Origin of the sequence: Pseudomonas sp. 09C 129, assembly GCF_002843625.1 — a bacterium.
Taxonomy (GTDB): Bacteria; Pseudomonadota; Gammaproteobacteria; order Pseudomonadales; family Pseudomonadaceae; genus Aquipseudomonas; species Aquipseudomonas chlororaphis.
In genome coordinates, this window is record NZ_CP025261.1 from 2,917,500 (window position 1) to 2,943,590 (window position 26,091).

Here is a 26,091-nt window from a genome sequence, read left to right on the forward strand (position 1 = left end):
CTGTTGCCTAAGTGGCCTTGGACGCGTGGCGATAGCTTCTGGGGGATACGCCGTACCAGCGTTTGAAGGTCTGGGAGAAACTCGACAGGTCGCTGTAGCCCAGTTTTTCGGCGATGTCTGTCAGTTTCAGCGTCGGGTCGCCGAGCAACTCCAGGGCCGCGGCGCTGCGCGACTGCTCCAGCAGGTGTCGGTAACAGGTGCCTTCCTCGTGCAGGCGTCGTTTCAAGGTCCGCTCGCTGAGATTGATCAGGCTGGCCATGCCCGGCAGGTCTGGCGGTACGCCCAGGGGGGCGATGTTCAGGTACTGGCGGACCAACTCGGCGGTGCCCGTGCGGGGGCTGCGGCGCTCCATCAATTGCGCGCACATCTGCTCGCACATCGCGACGGTGACGGTGTTTGCCTGGGGGAGCGGGCGGCTCAGCAGCGAACGATCGAAGGCCAGGCTGTTGCGGTCGGCGAGGTAGGCGGGGCGCACGCCAAGAATATTGCCGGCACTGGCCGCCGCCTGATCGGCCGGGCGTTTCTTTTGCAGGGTAAAACCCGCCAGCGAGAACTCGCGGCCAGCTATTTCCTTGAGCAGCACCGCGGCGGCGGCCATGTCGCGTTCGATCACAAAGTCTCTGAGCGATTCGTCCGTCAGCGCCGGTTCGGTGAACGTGAGGATGCCGAGCGGGGGTTGCTCATGGTAGGCGATCCGGGTGAACGCGTAGGTCAGCGGCAAGAAGCGCAGGGCCAGCTTCAGGGCGTCACCCGCGGTCGCACTGCTGATCAGGCCATAACCGAACAGCCCATAGGTCGAGAAGTGATAGCGCTCGCCCACTTGATAGCCCAGCCCCTGCGGGTGTCCCGACAGGTTGAGCAGGTTATGGATCAGGCGCAGTTCCTGGGCGCATGACAGCTCGAAGTTGGGATCTGCCAGCCGGGCCAGCGACAGGCCCGAACCGGCCAGCAATTGCGCAGGCGAGAAGCCTCTTTCGCGGCCGAAATCCACCATCAGCAGGGCACTGGCCGGTCCCCGCGACAACTCCAGCATGTTCATGCTCGCTACCCGGGTCAGGGAAAGGAATTGGCCTGAATACTAAAGTATCTGTCCCGTTACGTCATGGGACTGGCGAGGGCGGGCAAGCATCATGGGCGCGCAGGCTACGCTGATCGGGATTAGCGGGAAGCCTTGGGACCTGATCATGCGAAGACCTGTGCCTGCCCATGAAAAAAACAACAAAAGAGGTGCTGCATGCCCCCACTCGAACCTGACCTGCAATCGACGGCGCCACTCACCGCCGTGATCATCGGCAGCGGTTTTGCCGGCATCGGCATGGCCATCGCGCTGCGCAAGGCCGGCGTCACGGACTTCATCATTCTGGAAAAACAGCAGGATGTCGGCGGCGTCTGGCGGGACAACAGTTACCCGGGCGCTGCCTGCGATGTGCCGTCGCACCTGTATTCGTTTTCATTCGAACCCAACCCCGGCTGGACGCGGATGTTTGCCCCGCAAGCCGAAATACAGGGGTATCTGCAGCATTGCGTACGCAAGTATGAGGTGCAGCGGCACATCCGCTTCGGCGCTGAAGTGCGGGCGGCGCGATTCGACGAGGCCAGCGCGCAGTGGTGCATCACCGAAGTCAGTGGGCGGGAGCATCGCGCCGCCTTGCTGATCAGCGCCACTGGCCAGCTCAGCCGGCCGGCGCTGCCGACGTTCGAAGGCATGCAGGCGTTCAAGGGGCGTGTGTTCCATTGCGCAAGCTGGGATCACGGCTACTCGTTGGCGGGGAAACGGGTGGCGGTGATAGGGACGGGCGCTTCGGCGATCCAGTTCGTGCCGGCCATCGCCGACCCGGTGGCGCAGCTCAAGGTATTCCAGCGCTCGCCGGCCTACATCTTGCCCCGGCCCGATCGCGCCTACAGCGACGAAGAAAAGCAGCTGTTCGCCAGGAGGCCGTGGCGCATGGCGCTGCATCGCGCCGCCATTTATCTGCGCTACGAATCCAGGGCCCTGGGTTTTACCCGCCTCAAGGGGCTGATGAAGTGGGCGGTCGGCCTGCCGTTTCGCCGCTTGTTGAACCAGTCGGTCAGTGACCCGCAACTGCGCCGGCAACTGATCCCGGATTACCCCATCGGCTGCAAGCGCATCCTGCTGTCCAGCGATTACCTCAAGACCCTGGCCCGGCCCAATGTGCAGTTGATCACCGAGGGGATCGGGCGCATCACCGAGCAGGGCATCGAGACGCTGGACGGCAAGCACCACCAGGTCGATGCGATCATCTACGGCACGGGGTTCGCGGCGACGCAGTTCCTTGCACCGATGACGATCGTCGGGCGCGGCGGGGTGGAGCTGCAGCATGCCTGGGAGCAGGGCGCACGCGCGTATCTGGGGCTGGCGGTGCCGGGCTTTCCCAACTTCTTCATGTTGTATGGCCCCAATACCAACCTGGGGCACAACTCGATCGTCTACATGCTGGAAAGCCAGATATCCCATGTCATGCGCTGCTGGCGCGCGATGCAGAAGGCTGCGGCCACCACCGTCGAGGTCGATGACCGGGCTGAGCAGCGTTTTCATCAACGGATACAGCGTCGCCTGGCCGGTTCCGTGTGGAGCGCTTGCAAGAGCTGGTATGTCGATGCAGCGGGCAACAACAGCACCAACTGGCCGGGCTTCACCTTGTCCTATCGCTGGCTGACCCGTTATTCGGCATTGCGCGCCTATGGTTTTTCCAGGGCGTTGGCCAGCGAGTCGGGGCAGGTCTACGGGCGGGTGATTGCCGAGCCCCGCGATGGCCTCGAAATCCTCAGTGCCGGCGTGTTGCGCCAACTCTTGCGGGTGAGCTTCCGGGCGCTGATCGGTCCGCCGCGAAGCATTGCCACCCAGCGGCGTATCGTCAACGGCCTGTCCTGGTTGATGCCGGGCTGCGCTGGCGTGACCCAGGCACGGGCGCAGGTCTCGGGCGTACCGCTGCGAATCCTGACCCCAGGCCATGCCGAGGCGGGTGGGGTGATGCTTTATCTGCATGGCGGTGCCTTCTGCCTGGGCGGTCCTGCCACTCACCGCAGCGTTACCAGCCGCCTGGCCCGGGACGCGGGGATGGCCGTCTGGGTCCCGGACTATCGGCTGGCGCCGGAACAGCCGTTTCCCGCGGCCCTGGAAGATGCGTTGGCCTGTTACCAGGCGATCCGGGCGCAAGGCTATTCGGCGCGGCAGATCCTGCTGGCCGGCGACTCCGCGGGTGGCTCTCTCGTCCTGGCCCTGGCGCTGACGCTGCAACAGCGGGGCGAGCCCTTTGCCGCGGGCCTGCTGCTGTTGTCCCCGGTGACGGATACGACGTTGAGCGGGCCGACCCTCATTACCCGCCAGTACGCCGATCCCATGCTGCGGCGCGATTGGCTCGAGCAAGGGCTGCGCGCCTATGCAGCGCCTGCCCAGAGCCCGTTGCACAGTCCATTGAGCGCCGACTTGCGCGGGCTGCCGCCGATGCTGATCCAGGTGGGCGACCAGGAATTGCTGCTGGCGGACGCCACACGCCTGGCCGAGCGCGCGCTGCACTGCGGCGTGGCCTGTCGCCTGGAAGTGCATGCCGCGAGGTGGCATGTGTTTCAGTTGCAGGCGTTCTACTTGCGTTCGGCCAGGCAAGCCCTGCGTTCAGCGGCCCTGTTCGCTCGCCGCCGCCTGGACGATCGCGGCGAGCCTTGTGCCGACGCGGTCGCAGCAGCGGCGGTGGATGTCGCAGCCCTTGATGGGTAGGCAGGCTGTCTCGATCCGGCAAGGTTGTCGCGAGGATTTTCGGGCAAAAAAAAGCCGCCCAAGATGGCAGCGTTAAAGGAGAGCACGCGTTGCTGATAACGCGAGTATCGCCACGGAAAATGACCCAATGATGACGGTCCCCTTGCCGCCGAAAAGCCTTTCGTTATCGGGCTGCGGCAGGGGCCGTCGCGGGTGGGCGCCAGTTGGGTTGCCGGGCGGATCAAGGCAGGCGGCTGTCATCTTGGCGTCATCGACGTCATGGCAAGATCGCCGCAAACCGTCTTGAGTGCTCGACAGGCCGCGGCCTGCCGGTCGATGAACCTGCCAGGAATCCCCCCATGAAAGGCGACGCCTCTCTGTTCGCAGCCATTGATCTTGGGTCCAACGCGTTTCGCCTGATGATCGGCCAGCCGGTCCGGCGCAGCCACGGGTTCATGATCCAGGAAGTGAAGACCCTGCGTGAGCCGGTGCGCTTGGCGGAGGGTTTTCAGGAGGGCACCCTGGACGAGCTGGCGCTGGACCGGGGCTGGCAGGCACTGGCGCGCTTTGGCAAGAAGCTGCGCGGTTTCGAGGCCGGGCGGGTGCGGGCGGTGGCCACCAGCGCCGTGCGCGAAGCCGACAATGCGCCGCTGTTCCTGGCCAGCGCGGAGCGCCACCTGGGGTTTCGCATCGATGTCATTTCCGGGCATGAGGAGGCGCGGCTGGTGTATGCCGGCGTCGCCCATACCGTGCCGGGCAGCGAAAGCATGCGGCTGGTGGTGGACATCGGCGGCGGTTCCACCGAGTTGATCCTCGGGCAGGGCGCCCAGCCCTTGCTGACCGAGAGCATCGCCATTGGCAGCGGGAGCTTCGGCGCGCGCTACTTTCCGGGAGGCGCGGTCTCGGCTCATGCCCTGCAGGAAGCCGAACACCTGGCCAGCCTGAAGTTCGAGAAAGTCGCCCGGCGTTATCGCCAGCTCGGCTGGCAGCAGGCCATAGGCTCCTCGGGCACCGCCCGGTTCCTGGCCAAGGTGCTCAAGGTCAACGGCCTGAACGACTATGGCCAGGACGGCATCACCTACGGCGGGCTGTTGCGCCTGTCGTTGCGCCTGCTGGAGGCCGGGCATGTCAAGCGCCTGCGGCTGGCCGGATTGCAATCCCATCGCCTGGGCATCCTGCCCGGTGGCCTGGCGGTGATGCTGGCGGCGTTCAAGGTGTTTGGCGTCACCCATATGACGCCTTCCGAACCGGGGCTGCGCTTCGGCGTGCTGCATGGCCTGATATGTAATAACTGATGACCGGGCCATATCCGCACAAGCGGCTGGCCTTCCTCCAGCCGGCCGGGCTCCATGCCGGCCAACCCCTCCCAATCAAGCCTCCCCAGGCGGCCCCTTGGCGGCGGCACCCGGCCCTGGGGGCTTTGTTCAGCTAGGCTGCTCTGGCGGCCACGAAGCGCCGGCCGTCTACACTTAACCGCAGGCCACACAGGGCGGCAGCCCTGGGCGCATTCAACCGGTATCAACAAAAACAATAGTCTCGGGAGAAACCTGATGTTTACAGCACTGCGTCGATTCAGCCGCGGCATGGCCCTTGCCGCCAGCCTCGCCACGCTCACCCTCGCAACCCCGGCGTTTGCCCTGGATACGGTCAAGTTCATGGCCCCAGGCTCCGTGGGCGGCGGTTATGACCAGACCGCGCGGGTTTTGGGCAAGGCCTTGCTCGAGGCCGGCACGGCCAAGTCCGTGACCTTCGAGAACAAGGGCGGAGCCGGGGGCACCCTGGGGCTGGCGCAGTTCGCCAACAGCACCAAGGGCGACCCGAATGCGCTGCTGGTGGTGGGGGCGATCATGGTCACGGCGGTGGAGCAGAACAAGCCGCAGATCAGCCTCAAGGACGTGACGCCGATCGCCCGGCTGTTCACCGAATACAACGTGCTGGCGGTGCGTGAGGATTCGCCCTACAAGACCCTCGACGACCTGCTCAAGGACTTCAAGGCCAGCCCGGCCAGCATCAAGTGGGGCGGCGGCTCCAAGGGTTCCATCGACCATATCGGCATCGCCGAGCTGGCGAGCAAGATGGACGTGCCGGTGAACAAGGTGAACTACGTCGCCTACGCCGGCGGCGGCGAAGTGGTGGCCGCGACCCTGGGCGGCCACATCACGGTGATCACCGGCGGTTATGCCGAGCTGGCCAAGTACGTGCAGTCCAAGCAGTTCCGCCTGCTCGCCATCGGCGCTCCGGAGCGCGTTCCCGGCATCGATGCGCCGACCCTCAAAGAGAAGGGCTACGACGTGATCATCGGCAACTGGCGCGGTGTCTATGGCGCGGCCAACCTCAGCGCCGAGCAGCGCAAGCAAGTCACCGACGCGGTGCTGGCCGCCACCCACAGCAAGGTCTGGCAGGACAATGTGAAAGCCAACGCCTGGTCGCCGAGCGTCCTCACCGATGACGAGTTCGGCCAGTTCGTCGACGAGGAACACCTGCGCCTGCGAGCGATGCTGGTCAAGGTCGGGCTGCTTTGAGATGGCCGGGCGCAGCAGGGTCGTTCTGTCGCAGTTGGCGATTGGCCTGGGGCTGATCGCCATCAGCCTGGTGCTGGTCATCGGCGCCTTGCGCTTTCCGCCCGAGATGGGCTTCGTCATCCTCGGTGCCCATGTCTATCCCAGCGCGGTCGCCGCCTTCCTCGGCGCCGTGGGCCTGTTGCTGAGCTATCAGGCCTGTACCGGCGGTTTCCGCGAACTGGCCGCCCATGACGACGAAACCGCCCAGGCCCTGCCCGGTGGCAGGCTGGGCGTGGCCTGGGTCACCGCCGGCCTGGTGGCGCTGGCCGTGCTGATCGACCTGATCGGTTTCGTCCTGGCTGCCGGCTTGCTGTTTGCCTGCTCGGCCCGGGGGTTCGGCAGCCGGCGTCCGCTGCGTGACCTGGCTATCGGCATCGCCCTGACCCTGCCGATCTACTGGCTGTTCAATGCCGGGCTGGGCGTGGCCCTGCCACCCCTGGTCAACGCCTGGATCTGAACCGGGCCCGAAGGAGGTCACACGGTGGACATTCTCTTGAGCCTGGCGACAGGTTTCTCCGCGGCGCTGGCGCCGATCAATCTGCTCTGGGGGTTTATCGGCTGCCTGCTGGGCACGGCGATCGGCGTGTTGCCGGGGATCGGCCCGGCGCTGACGGTGGCCCTGCTGTTGCCGATCACCGCCAAGGTCGATCCCACTGGTGCGCTGATCATGTTCGCCGGCATCTATTACGGCGCGCAGTTCGGTGGTTCGACCACCTCGATCCTGCTCAATACCCCGGGCGAGTCGTCGTCCATGGTCACCGCCCTGGAAGGCAATCTCATGGCTCGCAACGGCCGCGCCGGGCCGGCCCTGGCCACCGCGGCGATCGGCTCGTTTTTCGCCGGGACCATCGCCACGGTGCTGCTGACCCTGTTCGCCCCCATCGTCGCCATGCTGGCGCTGAAGTTCGGCCCCGCGGAGTATTTCGCGATCCTGGTGCTGTCCTTCACCACGGTGTCGGCGGTGCTCGGCGCGTCCATGCTGCGAGGATTCGCTTCCCTGGGGCTGGGCTTGGGCATTGGCCTGATCGGCCTCGACTCGACCTCGGGCATTGCCCGCTACACCCTGGGCGTTCCCGAGCTGGTCGATGGCATCGAAGTGGTGCTGGTGGCGGTCGGCCTGTTTGCCGTGGGGGAGGCCTTGTACAGCCTGTTGTATCAAAAGGAGGAAGCGTCCGGCCGGCATCGCCTGACGTCCTTGTGGATGACCCGCGAGGACTGGAAACGCTCGATTCCCGCCTGGCTGCGCGGCACCCTGATCGGCTTTCCGTTCGGTTCGATCCCGGCCGGTGGTGCGGAAATCCCGACCTTCCTGTCCTATTCCACCGAACGCAAGCTGAGCAAGCACCCGCAGGACTTTGCCGCCAGCAAAGGGCCGGGCGCCATCGAAGGGGTGGCCGGCCCGGAAGCCGCCAACAACGCCAGCGCCACCGGTTCCCTGGTGCCGCTGCTGACCCTGGGCATTCCGACCTCCGCCACCGCGGCGATCCTGTTGGCGGCGTTCCAGAACTACAACCTGCAGCCGGGGCCGCTGCTGTTCCAGACCTCGGGCGAGCTGGTCTGGACCCTGGTGGCTTCGCTGTACATCGGCAACCTCATCCTGCTGGTGCTGAACCTGCCGTTGGTCGGGCTCTGGGTGAAACTGCTGCAGATCCCGCGGCCGTACCTCAATGCCGGGATCCTGGTGTTCGCCTCCATCGGCGTGTACGGCATGCGCCATTCGTCCTTCGACCTGTTGCTGATGCTGGCGATCGGCTGGGGCGGGGTGCTGATGCGGCGTTTCGACTTCCCCGTCGCGCCGGTGATCGTCGGCATGCTGCTGGGGCCGATGGCGGAAAAACAACTGCGCAACGCCTTGTCCATCAGCCAGGGCGACTGGTCGATCTTCGTCACCCAACCCATCGCCGCGGCCTTCCTCGGCTTGACCCTGCTGGTGCTGGTGGTGCCTCACCTGCTGCACGCCCGGGGCATCAAATTGCAAGAGGATGATTGAGCGGTGCGGGCCCCGCGATAGGCTTCTGGAGCCGGGTAAGGTCGTGCCGCATCGTGCGGCGCGCCTGGCGCCCGGCAATGAGCTGGAATAGGTAAATGGAGCATGGAACCTAGGGACTTTACCAGGGTCAACGGCTGCACTTCCCGGTAATGTCCCAGCCCTGGCTTGGGTTCTTCAAGGCCGAAGCAAAGGATAAGGAATGATTTCCTGTGTCTGACGGGGCGGCAAGCGCCTTTGCCCCAGTCGAGATCCCTACGACCAATAGCAATAAAACAGGGTGCCGGTGATGCAAGAAGTGGTAACCAAGGTTTTCTCTGGCTTCGACAAGATAAAAGTCTCGGTGTCGATGTTTGTCCTGTGTTTGTTGGCGGGGGCTTTTGTTGTCGTCAAATTGAATTCGGCCGCGCGCGAGGCTGACTCGGCCCATACCATTCAAGTAGCCAGCAGTTACGCCAGTTCGATCGAAAAAGTCATACAGCACGCTTTGTCATCGACCCATACCCTGGCGGTCATGGTTCATCAGGGGGAGGGCAAGGTTCCGCATTTCAACCGGCTGGTGCGCTACATGCTGCCCATGTACAAAGGCGCCTTTGCATTGTCGCTGGCGCCGGAGGGCGTGATTCGGCAAATAGAGCCGGCCGCTCCGAATATCCTGGTCAAGAACCATGATCTTTTCGAGGGCAAGGATCGGGTCGAAGTCATCAAGAACGTTCGCGAAGGCGAGTTGCGGTTCCGCGGGCCGTTCACCTTGATCCAGGGGCCGCAGGGTGCGATAGGAACGTTGCCGGTATTTCTGCAAGAACCGAATGGCAGGAAGTACTTCTGGGGGTACACGGTCGTGACCTTGAAGTTTCCGGATGCCTTTGCCGACTCGGATTTACCGTCCCTGGAGAAGCTGGGTTATGCCTACAGGTTTTCCGGGGTGAACCCGGAAACCGGGCAGGAAGAGGTGATCCAGGCATCCGCCGCGCCCTTGGGCGCGGCGGCCGCGCGCATTCCGGTAACCCTGTACGAGGCGCAGTGGGAGCTTCGGGTTTCCAGGATCGCCGACTGGCGAAATACCGGTCTGCTGCTGTTCCAGGCTTTTCTGGTGCTGCTGGGGGCCACGCTGATGGCCTGGCTCGCTTACTCCCTGGCGACCTTGGACCAGCAGCGAAAAAGACTGCAGGAAATCGCCATGTATGACCCCTTGACCCACCTTCCCAATAGACGGCTGCTGGGCATGAAGCTCGATGCGATTCTCGAAAGAGTGCAAGGGCGCAACGCCAAGGTGGTGGTCTGCTATCTGGACCTGGATGGCTTCAAGTTGGTCAACGATAACCTGGGGCATGCGGCGGGTGACCAGTTGCTGATCATCATCGCCGATCGCCTGCAGTCCTGTCTGAGGGAATGTGACCTTCTGGCACGCGTGGGCGGCGATGAGTTCGTTGTGGTCCTGGATGACCTTGGATCGATCGACGAAGTGGCCCCGATTCTCGACCGGATTATTCATGTGGTCGGCCAGCCGCTGATGATCTCGGGAGTGAAGGCCGATGTTTCCGCAAGCCTCGGCGCGGCGTTCTACCAGACCCATGGGGTGGAAGCGGATCAGCTGTTACGGGCCGCGGATCAGGCCATGTACCTGGCCAAGAAACTGGGGAAAAACAGATACGTGTTCGCGCAAAGCGAGGGGCCGGGGAGGGTTGCCCAAGTCGGCAAATGACCGCCAATCATCGGGCTGTCTGCGTAGCTGGGCCACAAAGCGGTTCGACCGGTCGGACCTGCCACCGGGGCATTTGTCATCAGTCCTCGGAGGGTACCCGGCGATGCCCGGAACGGACCTGCGGGCGGCTTGCTCCGAGCATGAGACGAAGCCCTGACTCAGCGAACTGACCGTCCGCCCTTTCGATATGCCTTCAGTGAAGGCACAATGCGCATCCTTTTTTTGGCTGGCCTGGCCGGAGGCCTCGAAATGATCAAAACGCCGTACTACCTCATCGACAAACAGAAACTGCTCGGCAACATGGAGAAGATCGCCTACGTGCGCGAACAGTCCGGCGCCAAGGCCCTGCTGGCGCTCAAGTGCTTCGCCACCTGGTCGGTGTTCGACCTGATGCAGCAGTACATGGACGGCACCACCTCGTCGTCGCTGTACGAGCTCAAGCTCGGCCGGCAGAAGTTCGCCGGCGAGACCCATGCCTACAGCGTGGCCTGGGCCGACGACGAAATCGAAGAGATGCTCGACAACTGCGACAAGATCATCTTCAACTCCATCGGCCAGCTGCAGCGCTTCGCCGCGGCGTCCGCGGGCAAGGTCCGCGGTCTGCGGGTCAACCCCCAGGTGAGCAGTTCCGATTACCTGCTGGCCGACCCGGCGCGTCCGTTCAGCCGCCTGGGCGAGTGGGACCCGGTGAAGGTCGAGGCGGTCATCGAGCAGATATCCGGCTTCATGTTCCACAACAACTGCGAGAACGCCGACTTCGGCCTGTTCGACCAGATGCTGGGCACCATCGAGGAACGCTTCGGCCACCTGCTGCACAAGGTCGAATGGGTCAGCCTCGGCGGCGGCATCCACTTCACCGGCGAAGGCTACGACCTGGACGCCTTCTGCGCGCGCCTCAAGGCGTTCTCCGAGAAGTACGGCGTGCAGGTCTACCTGGAGCCGGGCGAAGCGGCGATCACCCAGAGCGCGTCGCTGGAAGTCACCGTGCTCGACACCCTCTACAACGGCAAGCACCTGGCGGTGGTCGACAGCTCCATCGAAGCGCACATGCTCGATCTTTTGATCTATCGCCTGAACGCCAAGCTGGCGCCCAGCGTGGGCGAACATACCTACATGGTGTGCGGCAAGTCTTGCCTGGCCGGAGACATCTTCGGCGAGTATCAATTCGATCGTCCGCTGACCATCGGCGATCGGCTGTCGTTCGTTGACGCGGCGGGTTACACCATGGTCAAGAAAAACTGGTTCAACGGCCTGAAAATGCCGTCCATCGTAGTGAAACAACTCGACGGTAGTGTCGAGGTGGTTCGTGAATTTGGGTTCGAAGACTACCTGTCCAGCCTCTCGTAAGCTGGCGGAAAGGAGAGATAAAGAAATTGAAGAAGAACGTTCTTATCATTGGTGCAGGAGGTGTCGCCAAGGTGGTGGCCCACAAGTGCGCGCAGCACAACGACGAACTCGGTCGTATTGCTATCGCGTCGCGCAACATCTCCAAATGCCAGGCCATCATCGACAGCGTCAAGGCCAAGGGCAGCCTCAAACAGCCCGCTGAAATCAAAGCCTATGCGCTCAATGCGCTGGATATCGAGGCGACCAAGGCGCTGATCCGCGAGACCGAATCGCAGATCGTCATCAACGTCGGCTCCGCCTTCCTCAACATGTCGGTGCTGCGTGCCTGCATCGATACCGGCGTGGCCTACCTGGACACCGCCATTCACGAAGAACCGGGCAAGATCTGCGAGACGCCGCCCTGGTATGGCAACTACGAGTGGAAACACCTCGAGGAATGCCAGCAGAAGAACGTCACCGCCATTCTTGGCGTGGGCTTCGATCCGGGCGTGGTCAACGCCTATGCGGCCCTGGCCAAGCAACAGTATTTCGACCGCATTGATTCGATCGACATTCTCGACGTCAATGCCGGTTCCCATGGCAAATATTTCGCCACCAATTTCGATCCGGAAATCAATTTCCGCGAATTCACCGGGCAGGTGTGGAGCTGGCAGGACAGCCAGTGGACCAGCAACACCATGTTCGAAGTCAAGCGTACCGACGACCTGCCGGTGGTCGGTTCGCAGAACCTGTACCTGACCGGTCACGATGAAGTGCACTCGCTGTCGAAGAACCTCGACGTGCCCAACGTGCGTTTCTGGATGAGCTTCGGCGAGCACTACATCAACGTGTTCACCGTGCTCAAGAACCTCGGCCTGCTCTCCGAGCAACCGGTCAAGACCGCCGAAGGCCTGGAAGTGGTGCCGCTGAAAGTGGTCAAGGCCGTGCTGCCGGACCCTGCCTCGCTGGCGCCGGGCTACACCGGCAAAACCTGCATCGGCGACCTGGTCAAGGGCACCAAGGATGGTCAGCCGCGCGAAGTGTTCATCTACAACGTGGCCTGCCACGAAGAAGCCTTTGCCGAAACCGACAGTCAGGGCATTTCCTACACCGCGGGCGTACCGCCGGTGGCCGCGGCCTTGCTGGTGGCCCGTGGCGAGTGGGACGTGCAGCGCATGGTCAACGTCGAGGAGCTGCCGGCCGAGCCGTTCCTCAAGGCGCTGGACCTGATGGGCCTGCCGACCCGGGTCAAGGACGAGCACGGCGACCGTCCGTGGAACTGATTCACCCCCCGCTGTAAAGAAACCAGGTGCGCATGGATGGCGTGCCTGGCTCTCGATTCCCGCTACGCCCTCCTGTCAAGACAACTGCCTCCTGCCTTCAATCTCAGGGGCGCCAGCGTATCCGAGCGACGCCAGAAGCAAGCCCGCATCGAGGGCGTGCGGCGCCTGACGACGGAAATCCCCATGCCAAAAAACAAACCGGGCACCGGGCTACCGGTGTGACGCTCGTCGGTTACCTGGAGGGAAATGGCCCGTCAGCGATACTCAAAGTCGGGCGACCCCTCCAGAGGATGACCAGGATGAAGAAACAGAGCAGCGACGCCACGCCGGCAGAGCAGAGCGGTTGCGCTTCACAGCTGATAGACGGGCGCATCGAAGAGCTGGGCGACTGGCGCGGCGAGAGGCTGGCCCGGGTCCGGGGGCTGATCCGCCAGGCCGACCCGCAGGTGGTCGAGGAGTGGAAGTGGCGCGGGGTGCCGGTGTGGTCCCACGGCGGCATCCTTTGCACCGGCGAGACCTACAAGAGCGTCGTCAAGCTGACCTTCGCCAAGGGCGCCGCGCTGGACGACCCGGCAGGCCTGTTCAACGCCAGCCTCGAGGGCAATACCCGGCGGGCGATCGATCTGCATGAGGGTGACAAGCTTGACGAGGCCGCCTTGAAGGCGCTGATCCTGGCGGCCGTGGCGCTCAATACGACGCGCTGAGCGGATGTGCCGGTCGGCAAAAAAGGGCCTGTGTCAAGTCCTCGACACACACAGACTTGAACCATACACCTATACGGAACAGTAACTTAGGTCGGATCTTGGCACCTTCGAAGCATGCACGTTTGTCCACCCGTTGGGGCCAGCCAATCGTTGACATACTCAACGATGAGCAGAGCGCTTTTTGAAGGATTCGTCATGTTCCCGACTCCTGATCGAAAGGCTTGGGTTGATTGATCGCTTCGGCTAAGCGGCAGCGATCAGCGCTCGTTGTTGGCGCAGATGCGTTTGGAAACGATCGGCATAGTCTTCGACAACGGCATCCCTTACGCTGGAGCGCGCCTCAAGCGCCTCACGCCAAGCCGAAATGCGCGCAAGGCCGTCGAAAATCTGGTGGATGGTTTATCAAGCGGAAACAGCGGCAGAGGTTTCCCGCGTACCGCTGTTTGCACAGTCTGGATTGGACTGGTTCGTCGCCAAGTGCTGAGGCGGGCGTTCAGGACCTGATTGACCCAGCCCAGGCGATGTTGCATTCGCGCAATTCTTGAGCTGCGCGCTTAGCCATTCAGCAGGCGGCCGCCGTCAAGGACGATTTCAGAGCCAACCGTCCAGCGCGACTCGTCGGATGCCAGATACAGCACTGCTTTGGCCACCTCGTCGGAGGTACCGAAGCGCCCAAGCGGAATGGTTGCCGCGATCTCTTTGTTGAGCTGCTCGCGATAAGCTTCCGGAATACCGAGCTTGTCGTAAAGCGGAGTCTCGACGGGGCCAGGGCTCACTGCGTTGACACGGATGCCACGGCCCAGCAATTCGGTCGAGAGCGTCTTCGACATGTTCAGCAATGCGGCCTTCGTTGCGGCATACACGGACGAGCGATCTGCGCCTGCATGCGCGCTTACGGAAGTCGTCAACACGACGGAAGCAGGATTTGCGAAGACCGGCAACAGCGCCTGCATCAGGAAGTACGGCCCTTTGACGTTGATGTCGAAAGAGCGGTCGAACATATCTTCCGTCCATTCCTCAATGGGCAGCCAGACGGATACGCCGGCATTGAGGAAGGCAACGTCGAGTTGGCCGTAGTGTTCCTTGATGACGTGTGCCAGCTCCTTTTGTGCTGCAACGCTGGCCGAGTCGGCGCGCAGCACCGGCACTTCCGGGCCCAATTCGGCCTGGGCCTTTGCAATCGAATCGGGGTTGACACCCGTTACGATTACGCGAGCACCCTCCGCCAGGAATTGCTTTGCCGTTTCCAGCCCGATGCCACTGGTGCCGCCAGTGATGAGCGTACGTTTACCTTGCAAGCGCGACATTTGAATTCTCCGGTGAATGACGACCACCGCGGTCGACATGGAGAAATATGCGCTCATGCCCCGTATCGGATAAGACTGCCTATTCGCATATGATTCATGTAAATCAGGCATGAATTGAGGTGGAGAAGTGGACCGATTTCTTTTGATGACATGCTTCGCGCGTGCTGTAGAAACTGGGAGCTTTTCGGCGGCAGGACGCGATCTAGGGCTGGGGCAACCCAATGTAAGCCGCTATGTAGCGGCTCTGGAGGATCATTTGCAGACGCGTTTGCTCCACCGATCAACGCGCAAGCTCTCCTTGACGCCGGAGGGCGAACGCTACTATGCGGACATCCGGCGCATCCTGGATGCGGTGGATGAATCCGAATCGTCCTTCAGGAACAACGTCGAGCCATCGGGACTCTTGCGCGTAGCCTGTCCGACAGCTCTCGCACACGCGTTTGTGCTGCCGCATGTGCCGGCCTTTTTGGAGTGCTACCCTCAATTGATCTTGGATCTCCAACTCAATGATCGATACGTAGACCTGGTCAATGAAGGCACCGAACTCGCCATTCGCATAGGACAGCTGGAGGACAGCACCTTGCGCGCCCGGCCTCTTGGACGGTACGACCGGGTCTTCGTCGCCAGCAAGGACTACTTGGCTAAACGCGGAGTTCCGCAGACCCCGGATGATCTACGCGACCACGATTGCATCATCTACACCTTACTGTCGTCCGGGGCGACCTGGCGATTCCGGGACGCGGACATTCCGATTGCCGGCAGGCTCAGGGTCAACTCGCCCGACGCTGTGAGTGCGGCGGTCGCGGCAGGCCTGGGTGTGGCGCAAGGACCTGCGTGGCTGTTTGAGGGCGGGCTGAACAGCGGGAGATTACAGGTCATTCTCACCCACCATGCGGCTCCCCCTGTCCCCGTGCAGATGGTTTATGTCGCCAATAGACTGCTTCCCACGCGGGCTATCGTGTTCATGGATTTTATGGCTGACGTGTTTTCAAAGATTCCAGCCTTGAACGGCAGCACCCCTGTGCCGACTCTATAAGACAAGACGACAAAACGTGACCTCTCACGCTCTTGCCTAACGCCACGCGACCGGAAGCCGGGTCAGGTTTCGGAAAGCACCGGCCTATGTTGAAATCGTCTAAGTGATTGATAAACCTGCTGTATCTGGCTTAGGCGCAGTCCAGCGAAGTGCCGGGCTGGAGTCATCGTCAAACAAAAAAAGCCCCTTGCCGTTTTCCCGGCAAGGGGCTGGTTGGCCTGGGTCATTCGCCTTTGATCTGCACGACCTTGTCCGCCGTCATGGCGGCGGGTTTTTTCGGCAGCGAGATACTCAGCACGCCTTTGCTGAAGCTCGCCTCGATCTTTTCGGCATCGACCCCCTTGGGCAGGTTGAACACCCGCTCGAAGGAGCCGTAATGACGTTCGCTCAGGTGGTAGCCCTTTCTGTTTTCTTGGGTTTCCTCGCGCTTTTCACCCTTGATGATCAGGCTGCCGTCAGAGAGTTTGATCTCGATATTCTTCTGATCCATGCCGGGTAATTCGGCAGTGATTTCGAAGCTCTCGTCTTTCTCGGTGATGTCGACGGCAGGCATGCCGCGGCCGATCAGCTCGCGCCGCCAGAACGGATCCACATCGAACAGCCCGCGGCTGAAGGGTGACAGGCCGGGGCCGCGATTGAAGTCATCGAACAGGTGATCGACCTGTTGCCGCAGTTTTTCCAGGGGTTGCCACAGGTCGCTCATGCTCGAGCGCCGGGTGGCCTTGTCTTCAGTCTGGATCGGCATTTTTTTCACGGAGTTGGTCATTTTCGCCTCTCCTCCCGGGTCAAGGGGCGGGCCGCGAACGTCCCTGTGGCGACCCGCCACGACAGAACGACAACCGGGCTCACAGCCTGCAAACCCGGTTCTTGTGCCCGCGACAACCATCGCGCGAATGTGCTGCCAGGGAGCTCGACTGGAATCCTCGATATCGTCCCCGGCAGATGATTCGCCCGGGCCTGCTTCTATCGGGCGCAAGGTCCTGCACACGCGGCGAGCAAGTGCCGCAGGCACTGGTCTTCAAGGCCGGCCTGCGCAGCTCTGCGTGTCTTATTTAGATCGAAAATCGACGCCACAGTTTCGCCGTGGAGCATTTGCCTGACAGGCGTAACCCCCTGCTTTCACGGCATTGTTACCAAAGCGCAAACACAGTTTTGGCGACGCGGCGTTTGTGCCGGTCGGGGCTTGAGGCATAAGCTTCGCTCTTTTTGGCTGCGGTCTTTTCGCACCCAGCCTCGTCTTACTTGGCCTGCCCTGAGGAAATCCCATGTCCAGCCAGTTCCCCCAAGCCCGTCCCCGTCGCCTGCGCCGCTGCGAACAGATGCGCAGCCTGTTCCAGGAAACCGAGTTCACCCTCAACGACCTGGTGCTGCCGATTTTCGTCGAGGAAGAGATCGACGATTTCGTGCCGATCAAGAGCATGCCGGGGGTGATGCGCATTCCGGAATCGAAGCTGGCCGGGGAGATCGAGCGTTACGCCCGCGCCGGGATCAAGTCGGTGATGACCTTCGGCGTGTCGCACCACCTGGACAGCAACGGCAGCGACACCTGGAACGACAACGGCCTGGTGTCGCGCATGTCGCGGATCGCCAAGGACGCGGTGCCGGAAATGATCGTGATGTCCGACACCTGCTTTTGCGAGTACACCGACCACGGCCACTGCGGCGTGCTGCACGGCCATGAAGTGGACAACGACCAGACCCTGGTCAACCTCGGCAAGCAGGCGGTGGCCGCGGCCCGCGCCGGTGCCGATGTGATCGCGCCGTCGGCGGCCATGGACGGGCAGGTCCAGGCCATCCGCCGCGCCCTGGATGAGGCCGGCTTCAGCCAGACCGCGATCATGGCCTATTCCACCAAGTTCGCCTCGGCGCTCTACGGTCCGTTCCGCGAGGCCGGCGGCAGCGCGTTGAAGGGCGACCGCAAGAGCTACCAGATGAACCCGATGAACCGCCGCGAAGCGGTGCGCGAGTCCTTGCTGGACGAGCAGGAAGGCGCGGACTCGCTGATGGTCAAGCCGGCCGGCGCTTACCTGGACATCATCCGCGACATCCGCGAAGCCTCGCGCCTGCCGGTGACGGCGTACCAGGTCAGCGGCGAGTACGCGATGATCAAGTTCGGCGCCCTGGCCGGGGCCATCGACGAAGCGCGGGTGGTGCGCGAAAGCCTGGGCTCGATCAAGCGTGCCGGCGCCGACCTGATCTTCACCTACTTCGCCATGGACCTGGCGCTCGCCGGGATCTGACGCGCTCCAGCGGTGTTCCAGATGTAAATGTATCGCCCTCAAGGGCCCTATCGCGGGCAAGCCTCGCTCCTACCGATTTTGTAGGAGCGAGGCTTGCCCGCGATGACGTCAATCCAGGCGCTGCATAATCCCGTCGACGAATTTATCTGCCCCCCTCACAGCGTAATCTTGCGCTCCTCGAAATACCGTTCCAGCACCTTCGGGTCCGCCGATTTCTCCGCCAGCGCCACGTAAGTGTCCGGCCGCAGCAGGTAGAAGCCGTTGCGCGCCAGGCCAGCGGCCTGGTGCGCCGGTTCCCAGTCGAACACCGTCAGCGGCATTTGTCGCTCGGCGCACCAGGCGCGCAGGGCGTCGCTGGTGACGCCGTACACATGCACCTGCCACCCCAGGTAGTCGAGGCTGGCGAAATTGTCGGTGACCGCGCCGTGGGCCCAGGGCAGGCGATCGCCGCCGTGGACATGGCCGGCGCTGCCGCAGCTCAGGGGCATGTCGCGGTAGTTGAGGGTGATCTGCGACACCGTGCGAAACAGAAACTCGCGCGCCGCTTCCACCGCAGTCACCTTGGGGATCAGCAGCGGCGCCAGGCGGGTGCGCAGCAGGTTGGCGATCGGCCCGTCGGCGGTGACGAAACTGAACACCCGGTCGGTGGTGGCCACCAGGCGCCGGGCGAATTCGATGCGCTCGAACTCGTAGGTCGCCAGCAGGTGTTCCTCGGCCTTGCCGTTGAGCACCGCGGCGAGTTTCCAGGCCAGGTTGATGGCGTCGCCGATCCCGGTGTTCATGCCCTGGCCGCCGGCCGGGCTGTGCACATGGGCGGCATCGCCAAGCAGAAAGGCGCGGCCGCTGAAGAAGCGCTCGGCCACCCGGTGATGCACGCGGTAGGTGGAGAACCAGTTGACCTTGTCGACCTGGACCTTGAGGTTGTCCATGGCGCGCCGGCTGACGTCCTCGAACCTGAGGGTTTGCGCCTGTTCGGCACGTTCGTCGCGCACCGTGCCGATCAGCCGTGCCCGGCCTTCGCCGGCCAGCGGAAAGACCGCGAGGAAGTCCGCCTCGTCGAGGTCCGCGTGCAACTCGCCATTGAGCGCCGGCCCGCGGGCGTCGACATCGGCCACATAAAACACCTGCTGATAGGTGCCGCCGGGAAAGTCGATGCCCAGGGTCTTGCGCACTGTCGAATGGGCGCCGTCGCAGCCGGCCAGGTAGAAGGCCTGGCAGGTTTCCTCCTGGCCGTCGGGGCCGCGCAGCTGGGCGCTGACCAGGTGGCCGTGGTCGATGAAGCCCAGCAGTTCGGTCTGGCGCTCGACCGTCACGCCGAAACGCTGCAGACGCTCGATCAGCAGTTGTTCGTGCTGGTCCTGCGGGTAGATTTCCAGGAAGGGGTAGGGCGTCAGGTCGGCGCCGATGCTGCTCAGGGGCAGGTGGGCGGCCTGTTCGCCCTTGACCCAGAGGTTGGCGGCCGGGACCCGGTGACCCTGGTCGAGGATCGCCTGGGTCAGGTCCAGCTGGCGGTACAGCTCAAGGGTCCGGGCCTGCACCGCCAGGGCCCGGGAGGTGGTGCCGGGGCCGGCGGTCTGGTCGAGGATGCGCACCTTGACCCCTTGCCGGCTCAGCCACAGCGCCAGAACCAGGCCGGTGGGGCCGGCGCCAATGATCAGTACGTCGCTGCGGTTCATGTCCTTGCCCTCGTCGAGAGATCAATGTCATGCCGGTTTCGTGTACCAGGTTTCAGCGCTGGGCGAACGCCAGGTTCAGGCCCAGGGCGGCGAAGCTCGCGGCAAAGCTGCGGCGCAGCCAGTTCTGCACCTGGGGCGATTCGATCACCGCCTTGCGGAACAGGTTGGCCAGCAGGCCGTAGACCACGAATACGGCGAAGGTCATCGCCATGAACACACCGCTCAGGCCGAGCATCTGCATGGCCGGCGAGGGGCCGTCGTGGCTGATGAACTGCGGCAGGAAGGCCAGGAAGAAAATCGTCAGCTTGGGGTTGAGGATGTTCAGCAGGCAGGCCTTGAGCACTAGGCCGCTGGCGCTGGTGGCGGGCAAGCGGGTGTCCACGGCGAAGGCCGAGCGGTCGCGCCAGGTGGCGTAGGCCAGGTACAGCAGGTAGGCGACCCCCGCGAACTTCAGGCCCTGGAAGGCCAGCGCGCTGGTGTGCAGGATGGCCGACAGGCCCAGCACCGAGGCCAGCAGGTGCGGGACTATCCCGGCGGTACAGCCGATGGCGGTGAACAGGCTGGCGCGCTTGCCGGCCACCAGCGCCGTGGAAATGGTCAGGATCACGCCGCTGCCGGGGATCAGCACGACGATCAGCGAGGTGATGAGAAAATCCGGTGAGAGCATGGCGCAGGGGACTCCAGGGCAGGTAAAGGACGCTCAGGTCTGGCTGAACACTTCCAGCAGGTGGCCGTCGGGGTCATCAAAATACACCCGGCGTCCGCCTTCGTGGCGGTTGATTTCATTGGGTCGCTGCTTGCCCGGGTCGGCCCAGAACGCCAGGCCGCGCTGGCGAATGCGTTGCAGTATCGGTTCGAAGTCGTCGGCGGCGACCAGAAAGGCGTAGTGCTGGGAGGCGATGGGCGGGTCGTTGTCGTAGTAATCCAGGGACACGCCGTTATCCAGCTGCACCACCAGCATCGGGCCGAAGGGCACAGGCGGCGGTAGGCCGAGCACCTGCACGAGAAAATCCGCCGACCCTTGCTTGTCGCGGCACCAGACAATGGTGTGGTTGAGTTGCACGCTCACGATGGGCCCCCTGTGTTGTTTTTCTGTGGGCGATGAGGTTTCAGATTAGGTGAAATTCGCCGTCGGTCACGGGGAATGCTCAAATGGCCTGTCGCTGGCACGGAACAGCGCGGCGCCTTGAGGGTCGATATCCGCGGCGACGCATGCACTTCAAGCGCGGGCCACCTTCGGAATTACTGGGAAGCCATGTCTATAAAACCTCTGCATTCACTTCGCTGGGTCGCTGTCGCGGCCTCGCTGGCCCTGGCCGGCTGTGCCGGTCAGTTCGGTTCAAAGGCGCCGGCGCCCAGCCCGGCCCAGGTCCAGGCCCAGGTGGCGCGCCTGCTGCCGGCCAAGGTCGCCGATCGCCAGGGCTGGGCCCGGGATATCCAGGTGGCCTTTACCGCCCAGGGCATCGAGCCGAGCAAGAGCAACCTCTGCGCGGTGCTGGCGGTGGCCGAGCAGGAGTCCACCTATCAGGTCGACCCGCCGGTGCCGGGGCTGGGCAAGATCGCCCGCAGCGAAATCGACCGCCGCGCGGCCAAGGTGCATGTGCCGTCGATGCTGGTCAGCGCGGCGTTACAGGTGCGCTCGCCGAACGGCAAGTCCTACAGCGAGCGCCTGGCCGGGGCGCGCACGGAGAAGGAACTGAGCACGATCTTCGACGACTTCATCGGCAGCGTGCCCATGGGCAAGACCTTGTTCGGCGGTTTCAACCCGGTGCACACCGGCGGGCCGATGCAGGTCAGCATCGACTTCGCCGAGCAGCAGGCGCGCAATTACCCCTATAGCGTGGACGGCTCGATCCGCCGCGAGGTGTTCAGCCGGCGTGGCGGCATGTATTTCGGCATCGCCCACTTGCTCGGTTACCCGGTGAATTACCCGCAGCCGCTGTACCGCTTCGCCGATTTCAACGCCGGCTGGTACTCCAGCCGCAATGCCGCGTTCCAGAACGCCCTGAGCGTGGCCTCGGGGATTTCCCTGGCGCTGGACGGCGACCTGATCCGCTACGACTCGATCATGCCCGGCAGCACCGAGCTGGCGGTGCGCGCCCTGGGCAAATCCCTGGATATGCGCAACCCGACCATTCGCAACCAGCTGGAGAAGGGCAACAGCCTCGAATTCGAGGACACCACGCTGTACAAGCGGGTATTCGCCTTGGCCGATCAGGCCCAGGGCAAGGCTTTGCCGCGGCAGATCCTGCCGGGTATCCAGCTGAAGAGCCCGAAGATCACCCGCAAACTGACCACCGCCTGGTTCGCCAAACGGGTGGACGAGCGGTATCAGCGGTGCATGGCGAGGTGAGGGTGATAGCGATCGATCGGGGAATCCCGACGCCCTGAAATGAAAAAAGCCCGGCTGATAAGGCCGGGCTTTTTTTCGAGTACTGCGGACCGCGCAATCATACGGCGCGACGCTCGATCAGACGGTCGGAACCACCTTCGGCAACGCGACGTTCGATCAGACGATCAGCACCACCTTCAGCGACACGGCGTTCGATCAGACGATCAGAGCCACCTTCGGCAACGCGGCGTTCGATCAAACGATCGGAACCACCTTCGGCGACGCGTCGTTCGATCAGACGGTCGGAACCACCTTCGGCAACACGGCGTTCGATCAGACGATCGGAACCACCTTCGGCAACACGGCGTTCGATCAGACGATCGGAACCACCTTCGGCAACACGGCGCTCGATCAAGCGATCGGAACCACCTTCGGCTACACGGCGTTCGATCAAGCGATCGGCGCCACCTTCGGCGAGACGTTTTTCAATCAGGCGATCCGAGCCGCCTTCGGCGACCACCGGGTAGGCCGAGGACGCGGCAAAAGCGTTTGCTGCAAGAACCGAGAAAGCGATGCTGAGAAGAATTTGGCGTTTCATGGTGGTGTGCTCCGGGGTGTTGTTTGGTTGGTATGGAGCAGATGTTACGTGGCGGATTTTTTTTGAGAATTTCATTGGGTCGATGGTGACCATCGACGCCAATGATAGCTGCGGGAAGGCCTGGAATAGAGCCTCGCATCAAGTTCGGAGGGCAGGCCGCGGTGCGGATCGCGAGCAAGCTCGCTCCCACAGAGAGGGCGGCATCCTCCAGCACCCATGTCTCATGCCTTGCGCGTTACCTGTAGGAGCGAGCTTGCTCGCGATAAAAATCCCAGGCCCCGCCGTTGCCAAACGCCAACATAAAAAAGCCCGGCACATCAGGCCGGGCTTTTTATCGGGTTGCGCTCCATCGACTCAACGACGGCGCACGAACCGGCGCCACAGCCAGACCCAGATCATCACCAGCGGGAAGGCCAGGATCAGGAACGGCAGCACATAGCTGCCTTTCTCCAGGGCTTCGGCGGTGCCGTAGGCGAGGTTGTCCAGCAGGTTGTCGAAGGCCTGTTGCAGTTTCGAGCCGCGCTGGCTGCTGTCGGTGGGCACGAAGTTCAGGGTCAGGCGGTTGGTGTCGAGCCGGCGCTGGTGCCCGGCGGCGACCTGGGCCAGGGCCTGCAGGTCGTTCTCGATGCTCGCCTGTTCCTTGCTCAGGGCGATCAGGTCGCTGACGGTGATGTCCTTGCGCGCTGCCAACTGGTCGAGGCGTTGCTGCTGGGCCTTGAGCCGTTCCTGCTGGCGCTGCACGTCGGCCACGGCGTCGGCCAGGTCTTCGGCGCTGGTGATGCGTTCACCGATCTCGGCGCCCTGGGCGGCCAGCGCGACTATCGGTTCGACGCCGTCGGGCACGATGCGCAGGATCACCTGGGCGTGATACTGGCCTTGTTGCAGACGCAGGATATTGCAGGCGCCGAACTGGGCGTTTTCGCAGGCTTCGCGGGTGGCGGCCAGGCGCGGCGCGATCTGCGCCGAGGGCAGCGACAGGCTCAGTTCATGTTCATAGGCCAGTTGCGCGCCGGCCTTGCCCTGGGCGCCGCCGACCGCCACCGAGGACGAACGATCGCTGGGGGAACAGGCGGCCAGCAGGGTGCTGAGCAGCACCACGGCGAGGCTGCGCAGCGGGGTGGGGGTGTCGTCCTGAGGGTGCATGGTCGCTCCTTGAAATAAATGATCGTGCCCGGGGCAGGCGGGACGGCTGCGTATCTTATCGTCGATTGCCCGGGGAGGGGCGGATGTCGTGTCGCCGCGACTTATCGCCAGGGATTTGCCGGATGGATTCGGCTGGGCGCGGGCACCGCTTCGGGGTACACCTCGGGGACCGATGACCCGTGCCTCGGTCATCGCCATCGGCAACGGAGACCCGTCATGAGCTCGCTCGAGTTACCCGAAGGTTATGCCCCCTTGTCCCGCAGCAGCCCGCTGCTGGAGCTGATCGGACCGGTGTATTGCCGTGGCAGCGGCCTGCAGCTGGAGATCGGCCTGCGCGCCGACCGCCGTCACGCCAACGGTCGTGGCACCGTGCACGGCGGCATCCTCGCCACCCTGGCCGATATCGGCATGGGCTACGCCATGGCCTTCGCCAGCGACCCACCGCTGCCGCTGATCACCGCCAGCATGCACCTGGACTACCTCGGCGCGGTGCAGGTCGGCGAGTGGATCGACGTGCGCCTGGAACATTCCAAGCGCGGCCGGCAGATGGCCTTTGCCACCGTCACCCTACAGGTCGGCGAGCGGGTAGTGGCCAGGGCCAACGCGGTGTTCGCGGTGCCGGGTGGCTGAGGGCAGGTGTGTGGGGCGCTTTTGCGAGCGCTTCGCGCTCGATCGCAGGCTTCGCCAGCGGCTACCGGGGAAGCGATCTGTGCCGTTGGCGGGAGGGGCAGTGGGCTTGTGTAGCCGCTGCCGCAGGCTGCGATCGAGCGCGCAGCGCTCGCAGGCAACCCCTCTTAGTCCGCTGGTGCAACTATCTGCTTCCACTCCAGGCCGAAGCGCGCCAGGTACTTGCGCAGGCGGTCGGCGTCATTGGGCTGGGCCTTGGTCTGGCGGGACACGCCAAACAGCTTGCGCCCGGCATCGGACAGGCTGTCGGCCTGGCGGCAGACTTCGATCACCGCCTGCAGTTGCAGGCGGTCGAACAGGTCGAGTTCGGCCGTGTCGCCCAGCAGGGTGGCCAGCGGATCCTGCTCCTGGCTCAAGCCCCAGGCATACCGTAGCCGCTCGATTTCTTCCTCGGCCTGGGCTTCGTCGATGCGCCCGCTGTCGGCCAGGGTGGCCATGCGGGTAATGGACGCCGACAGCTCGCGGAAGTTGCCCAGCCACGCCGCCTCGCTGGAACTGGCAAACGCCAGGTAGCGCCGCCGCGCCTCGAGGTTGAAGCGCACCAGGCGCCCTTGCTCGCGGGCGTGGCGTTCCAGTTCGAAATCGATGTTCGGCTCGATGTCCTCGCGCCGCCCGGCCAGCCCCGGCAGGTTGAAGGTCCAGAGGTTGATCCGCGCATACAGGTCCTCGCGGAACAGGCCCTGGGCGACTCGGCCGCGCAGGTCGCGGTGGGTGCCGGCGATGATCAGGAAGTCGCTGTCCACTTCCTGGTCCGAGCCCATGGGGAAGAAGCGTTTCTCCTCGATGGCCTTGAGCAGCATTGCCTGTTCATCGAGCCCCAGTTCGCCAATCTCGTCGAGAAACAACATGCCGCCGTCCGCCGCCCGCAACAGGCCGTCGCGGGCGTTCTGGGCGCCGGTGAAGGCGCCCTTGATATGTCCGAACAGCGCCGACATGGCGCCGTCGCCGCGCAGGGTGGCGCAGTTGACCTCGACAAAACGCCCCTGGACCTGATGCCGGCCGCGCTTGAGTTCATAGATGCGCCGGGCCAGGAACGACTTGCCGGCGCCGGTGGGGCCGATCAGCAGCATCGGTGCCCTGGAGCGCAGGGCCACCCGCTCGATCTGTTCGATGGAACGGTTGAACGCGGCGTTGCGGGTGGCGATCCCGGACTTGAGGAAGGCCAGGCCCTCCAGGCGCTTGCCGGCGAAGCGCGAGGCGATGCGGTCGTAGCGCGACAGGTCGAGGTCGATCAGGGCGTGGGTGCCGGTGGCGTGCTGCTCCGGGTCGCGGCGCCGCGCCGGTGAGGTCTGGATCAGCCGCGCCGGCAGGTAGCGCGCCTCGGTCAGCAGGAACCAGCAGATCTGCGCCACGTGGGTCCCGGTGGTGATGTGCACCAGGTAGTCCTCGCGCTCGGTGTCGAAGGGGTAGGCGCTGGTGAAGTCGTGCAGGGCGCCGTACACCTCCTCGAAATCCCAGGGGTTCTTCAGGCCCATGGAGTGCAGGCGCACCTCGGTCTGCGGCGATACCTGGCGAATGTCGCTGGCCACCCGCTCGGCCAGGCTGACGTCCCGGGCGTCAATGCCGTGGATCAGCTCCAGGCGGTGGATCAGCACGTCCTGCTGCTGGCACAGGCCGACACTGGGGCGCCAATGGTTCCAGCGGTTGGCGCCCTTGCCGACGCGATCGAGGGTGGAACCGACAAAACCTATGGCGACCGTGGGCTTGCCTGACATGTTTATACCTAAAGATAAAAAACGATAAACAAAGATATAAAATTATCAGCAGCTTTGTCTCGAAGACTCGCCAATG

General features: G+C 63.7%; 22 protein-coding genes. 13 read left to right on the forward strand and 9 right to left on the reverse strand.

Annotated elements, in window-relative coordinates; translation table 11 throughout:
• Window positions 1-7: 7 nt before the first annotated feature.
• Window positions 8-1,039 (reverse strand): AraC family transcriptional regulator, encoded by a 1,032-nt coding sequence (locus tag CXQ81_RS13270; RefSeq protein WP_101337433.1) that lies wholly within the window; start codon window positions 1,037-1,039, stop codon window positions 8-10.
• A gap of 195 nt (window positions 1,040-1,234) precedes the next feature.
• Here CXQ81_RS13270 and CXQ81_RS13275 point away from each other — a divergent pair, with 195 nt between their 5' ends.
• The 9 genes from CXQ81_RS13275 to CXQ81_RS13315 all read left to right on the forward strand — a co-directional run bounded on the left by CXQ81_RS13275 (window position 1,235) and on the right by CXQ81_RS13315 (window position 13,281).
• Window positions 1,235-3,736, forward strand: a complete 2,502-nt coding sequence (locus CXQ81_RS13275) for an alpha/beta hydrolase fold domain-containing protein (protein WP_101337434.1) — start codon at window positions 1,235-1,237, stop codon at window positions 3,734-3,736.
• 338 nt (window positions 3,737-4,074) lie between these two features.
• On the forward strand, window positions 4,075-5,010 hold the full coding sequence (locus CXQ81_RS13280) for a Ppx/GppA family phosphatase (RefSeq protein WP_101337435.1): 936 nt from the start codon (window positions 4,075-4,077) through the stop codon (window positions 5,008-5,010).
• A gap of 255 nt (window positions 5,011-5,265) precedes the next feature.
• Window positions 5,266-6,237 (forward strand): tripartite tricarboxylate transporter substrate binding protein, encoded by a 972-nt coding sequence (locus CXQ81_RS13285; RefSeq protein ID WP_101337436.1) that lies wholly within the window; start codon window positions 5,266-5,268, stop codon window positions 6,235-6,237.
• Between the two features lies 1 nt (window position 6,238).
• Complete coding sequence (locus CXQ81_RS13290; protein WP_101337437.1) at window positions 6,239-6,733, forward strand: tripartite tricarboxylate transporter TctB family protein; 495 nt, start codon at window positions 6,239-6,241, stop codon at window positions 6,731-6,733.
• A 24-nt stretch (window positions 6,734-6,757) separates the two neighbouring features.
• On the forward strand, window positions 6,758-8,266 hold the full coding sequence (locus tag CXQ81_RS13295; protein ID WP_101337438.1) for a tripartite tricarboxylate transporter permease: 1,509 nt from the start codon (window positions 6,758-6,760) through the stop codon (window positions 8,264-8,266).
• A 286-nt stretch (window positions 8,267-8,552) separates the two neighbouring features.
• Window positions 8,553-9,968 (forward strand): sensor domain-containing diguanylate cyclase, encoded by a 1,416-nt coding sequence (locus CXQ81_RS13300; protein ID WP_101337439.1) that lies wholly within the window; start codon window positions 8,553-8,555, stop codon window positions 9,966-9,968.
• Between the two features lie 249 nt (window positions 9,969-10,217).
• The gene (gene nspC / locus CXQ81_RS13305) at window positions 10,218-11,315 is read left to right on the forward strand and encodes a carboxynorspermidine decarboxylase (RefSeq protein WP_101339409.1); all 1,098 of its coding nucleotides are present in this window, start codon (window positions 10,218-10,220) and stop codon (window positions 11,313-11,315) included.
• A gap of 26 nt (window positions 11,316-11,341) precedes the next feature.
• Window positions 11,342-12,577 (forward strand): saccharopine dehydrogenase family protein, encoded by a 1,236-nt coding sequence (locus CXQ81_RS13310; RefSeq protein ID WP_062822877.1) that lies wholly within the window; start codon window positions 11,342-11,344, stop codon window positions 12,575-12,577.
• Window positions 12,578-12,876: 299 nt separating this feature from the next.
• Window positions 12,877-13,281 (forward strand): DUF1801 domain-containing protein, encoded by a 405-nt coding sequence (locus tag CXQ81_RS13315; protein ID WP_101337440.1) that lies wholly within the window; start codon window positions 12,877-12,879, stop codon window positions 13,279-13,281.
• A gap of 554 nt (window positions 13,282-13,835) precedes the next feature.
• On the opposite strand, the gene CXQ81_RS13325 is transcribed toward CXQ81_RS13315, so the two are convergent.
• Window positions 13,836-14,588 (reverse strand): SDR family oxidoreductase, encoded by a 753-nt coding sequence (locus tag CXQ81_RS13325; protein ID WP_101339410.1) that lies wholly within the window; start codon window positions 14,586-14,588, stop codon window positions 13,836-13,838.
• 127 nt (window positions 14,589-14,715) lie between these two features.
• On the opposite strand from CXQ81_RS13325, the gene CXQ81_RS13330 reads away from it, so the two are divergent.
• A complete protein-coding gene (locus CXQ81_RS13330) occupies window positions 14,716-15,624 on the forward strand; it encodes a LysR family transcriptional regulator (protein WP_101337441.1) in 909 nt (302 codons plus the stop codon).
• Between the two features lie 223 nt (window positions 15,625-15,847).
• Here CXQ81_RS13330 and CXQ81_RS13335 read toward each other — a convergent pair whose 3' ends face one another.
• Window positions 15,848-16,390, reverse strand: coding sequence for an Hsp20/alpha crystallin family protein (locus CXQ81_RS13335; protein WP_007932635.1), 543 nt, complete (start codon window positions 16,388-16,390; stop codon window positions 15,848-15,850).
• 499 nt (window positions 16,391-16,889) lie between these two features.
• On the opposite strand from CXQ81_RS13335, the gene hemB reads away from it, so the two are divergent.
• Window positions 16,890-17,864 carry a porphobilinogen synthase gene (gene hemB, locus CXQ81_RS13340; protein ID WP_101337442.1) on the forward strand — a complete coding sequence of 325 codons (975 nt, stop codon included), beginning with the start codon at window positions 16,890-16,892 and terminating at the stop codon, window positions 17,862-17,864.
• 155 nt (window positions 17,865-18,019) lie between these two features.
• Here hemB and CXQ81_RS13345 read toward each other — a convergent pair whose 3' ends face one another.
• Genes CXQ81_RS13345 through CXQ81_RS13355 form a run of 3 tightly spaced genes read right to left on the reverse strand, consistent with a single transcriptional unit; the run spans window position 18,020 to window position 20,609 of the window.
• Window positions 18,020-19,540 carry an FAD-dependent oxidoreductase gene (locus CXQ81_RS13345; RefSeq protein ID WP_087088298.1) on the reverse strand — a complete coding sequence of 507 codons (1,521 nt, stop codon included), beginning with the start codon at window positions 19,538-19,540 and terminating at the stop codon, window positions 18,020-18,022.
• 52 nt (window positions 19,541-19,592) lie between these two features.
• On the reverse strand, window positions 19,593-20,207 hold the full coding sequence (locus tag CXQ81_RS13350; protein ID WP_101337443.1) for a LysE family translocator: 615 nt from the start codon (window positions 20,205-20,207) through the stop codon (window positions 19,593-19,595).
• Window positions 20,208-20,240: 33 nt separating this feature from the next.
• Window positions 20,241-20,609: a VOC family protein gene (locus CXQ81_RS13355; protein ID WP_101337444.1), complete on the reverse strand. Its 369-nt coding sequence runs from the start codon at window positions 20,607-20,609 to the stop codon at window positions 20,241-20,243.
• Between the two features lie 186 nt (window positions 20,610-20,795).
• Between CXQ81_RS13355 and CXQ81_RS13360 the strand changes: the two genes are divergently transcribed.
• A complete protein-coding gene (locus CXQ81_RS13360) occupies window positions 20,796-21,893 on the forward strand; it encodes a DUF1615 domain-containing protein (RefSeq protein WP_101337445.1) in 1,098 nt (365 codons plus the stop codon).
• A gap of 97 nt (window positions 21,894-21,990) precedes the next feature.
• Here the strand turns inward: CXQ81_RS13360 and CXQ81_RS13365 are convergent, their stop codons facing one another.
• Together CXQ81_RS13365 and CXQ81_RS13375 are read right to left on the reverse strand one after the other, a co-directional pair.
• The gene (locus CXQ81_RS13365) at window positions 21,991-22,470 is read right to left on the reverse strand and encodes a phage infection protein (RefSeq protein WP_101337446.1); all 480 of its coding nucleotides are present in this window, start codon (window positions 22,468-22,470) and stop codon (window positions 21,991-21,993) included.
• A 354-nt stretch (window positions 22,471-22,824) separates the two neighbouring features.
• On the reverse strand, window positions 22,825-23,613 hold the full coding sequence (locus CXQ81_RS13375; RefSeq protein WP_101337448.1) for a DUF4349 domain-containing protein: 789 nt from the start codon (window positions 23,611-23,613) through the stop codon (window positions 22,825-22,827).
• Between the two features lie 216 nt (window positions 23,614-23,829).
• Between CXQ81_RS13375 and CXQ81_RS13380 the strand changes: the two genes are divergently transcribed.
• The gene (locus CXQ81_RS13380; protein ID WP_007932643.1) at window positions 23,830-24,243 is read left to right on the forward strand and encodes a PaaI family thioesterase; all 414 of its coding nucleotides are present in this window, start codon (window positions 23,830-23,832) and stop codon (window positions 24,241-24,243) included.
• A 164-nt stretch (window positions 24,244-24,407) separates the two neighbouring features.
• On the opposite strand, the gene rtcR is transcribed toward CXQ81_RS13380, so the two are convergent.
• Window positions 24,408-26,015 carry an RNA repair transcriptional activator RtcR gene (gene rtcR, locus CXQ81_RS13385; RefSeq protein ID WP_101337449.1) on the reverse strand — a complete coding sequence of 536 codons (1,608 nt, stop codon included), beginning with the start codon at window positions 26,013-26,015 and terminating at the stop codon, window positions 24,408-24,410.
• Window positions 26,016-26,091 lie beyond the last annotated feature (76 nt).

What these genes read in the sequence shown, in the direction of transcription:
- CXQ81_RS13345 (WP_087088298.1), bottom strand. Translation starts at nt 19,540, where the DNA reads ATGAACCGCAGCGACGTACTGATCATTGGCGCCGGCCCCACCGGCCTG.
- CXQ81_RS13280 (WP_101337435.1), top strand. Translation starts at nt 4,075, where the DNA reads ATGAAAGGCGACGCCTCTCTGTTCGCAGCCATTGATCTTGGGTCCAAC.
- CXQ81_RS13380 (WP_007932643.1), top strand. Translation starts at nt 23,830, where the DNA reads ATGAGCTCGCTCGAGTTACCCGAAGGTTATGCCCCCTTGTCCCGCAGC.
- CXQ81_RS13275 (WP_101337434.1), top strand. Translation starts at nt 1,235, where the DNA reads ATGCCCCCACTCGAACCTGACCTGCAATCGACGGCGCCACTCACCGCC.
- CXQ81_RS13290 (WP_101337437.1), top strand. Translation starts at nt 6,239, where the DNA reads ATGGCCGGGCGCAGCAGGGTCGTTCTGTCGCAGTTGGCGATTGGCCTG.
- nspC (WP_101339409.1), top strand. Translation starts at nt 10,218, where the DNA reads ATGATCAAAACGCCGTACTACCTCATCGACAAACAGAAACTGCTCGGC.
- hemB (WP_101337442.1), top strand. Translation starts at nt 16,890, where the DNA reads ATGTCCAGCCAGTTCCCCCAAGCCCGTCCCCGTCGCCTGCGCCGCTGC.
- CXQ81_RS13300 (WP_101337439.1), top strand. Translation starts at nt 8,553, where the DNA reads ATGCAAGAAGTGGTAACCAAGGTTTTCTCTGGCTTCGACAAGATAAAA.
- CXQ81_RS13270 (WP_101337433.1), bottom strand. Translation starts at nt 1,039, where the DNA reads ATGAACATGCTGGAGTTGTCGCGGGGACCGGCCAGTGCCCTGCTGATG.
- CXQ81_RS13315 (WP_101337440.1), top strand. Translation starts at nt 12,877, where the DNA reads ATGAAGAAACAGAGCAGCGACGCCACGCCGGCAGAGCAGAGCGGTTGC.
- CXQ81_RS13360 (WP_101337445.1), top strand. Translation starts at nt 20,796, where the DNA reads ATGTCTATAAAACCTCTGCATTCACTTCGCTGGGTCGCTGTCGCGGCC.
- CXQ81_RS13335 (WP_007932635.1), bottom strand. Translation starts at nt 16,390, where the DNA reads ATGACCAACTCCGTGAAAAAAATGCCGATCCAGACTGAAGACAAGGCC.
- CXQ81_RS13350 (WP_101337443.1), bottom strand. Translation starts at nt 20,207, where the DNA reads ATGCTCTCACCGGATTTTCTCATCACCTCGCTGATCGTCGTGCTGATC.
- CXQ81_RS13285 (WP_101337436.1), top strand. Translation starts at nt 5,266, where the DNA reads ATGTTTACAGCACTGCGTCGATTCAGCCGCGGCATGGCCCTTGCCGCC.
- CXQ81_RS13375 (WP_101337448.1), bottom strand. Translation starts at nt 23,613, where the DNA reads ATGCACCCTCAGGACGACACCCCCACCCCGCTGCGCAGCCTCGCCGTG.
- CXQ81_RS13365 (WP_101337446.1), bottom strand. Translation starts at nt 22,470, where the DNA reads ATGAAACGCCAAATTCTTCTCAGCATCGCTTTCTCGGTTCTTGCAGCA.
- CXQ81_RS13325 (WP_101339410.1), bottom strand. Translation starts at nt 14,588, where the DNA reads ATGTCGCGCTTGCAAGGTAAACGTACGCTCATCACTGGCGGCACCAGT.
- rtcR (WP_101337449.1), bottom strand. Translation starts at nt 26,015, where the DNA reads ATGTCAGGCAAGCCCACGGTCGCCATAGGTTTTGTCGGTTCCACCCTC.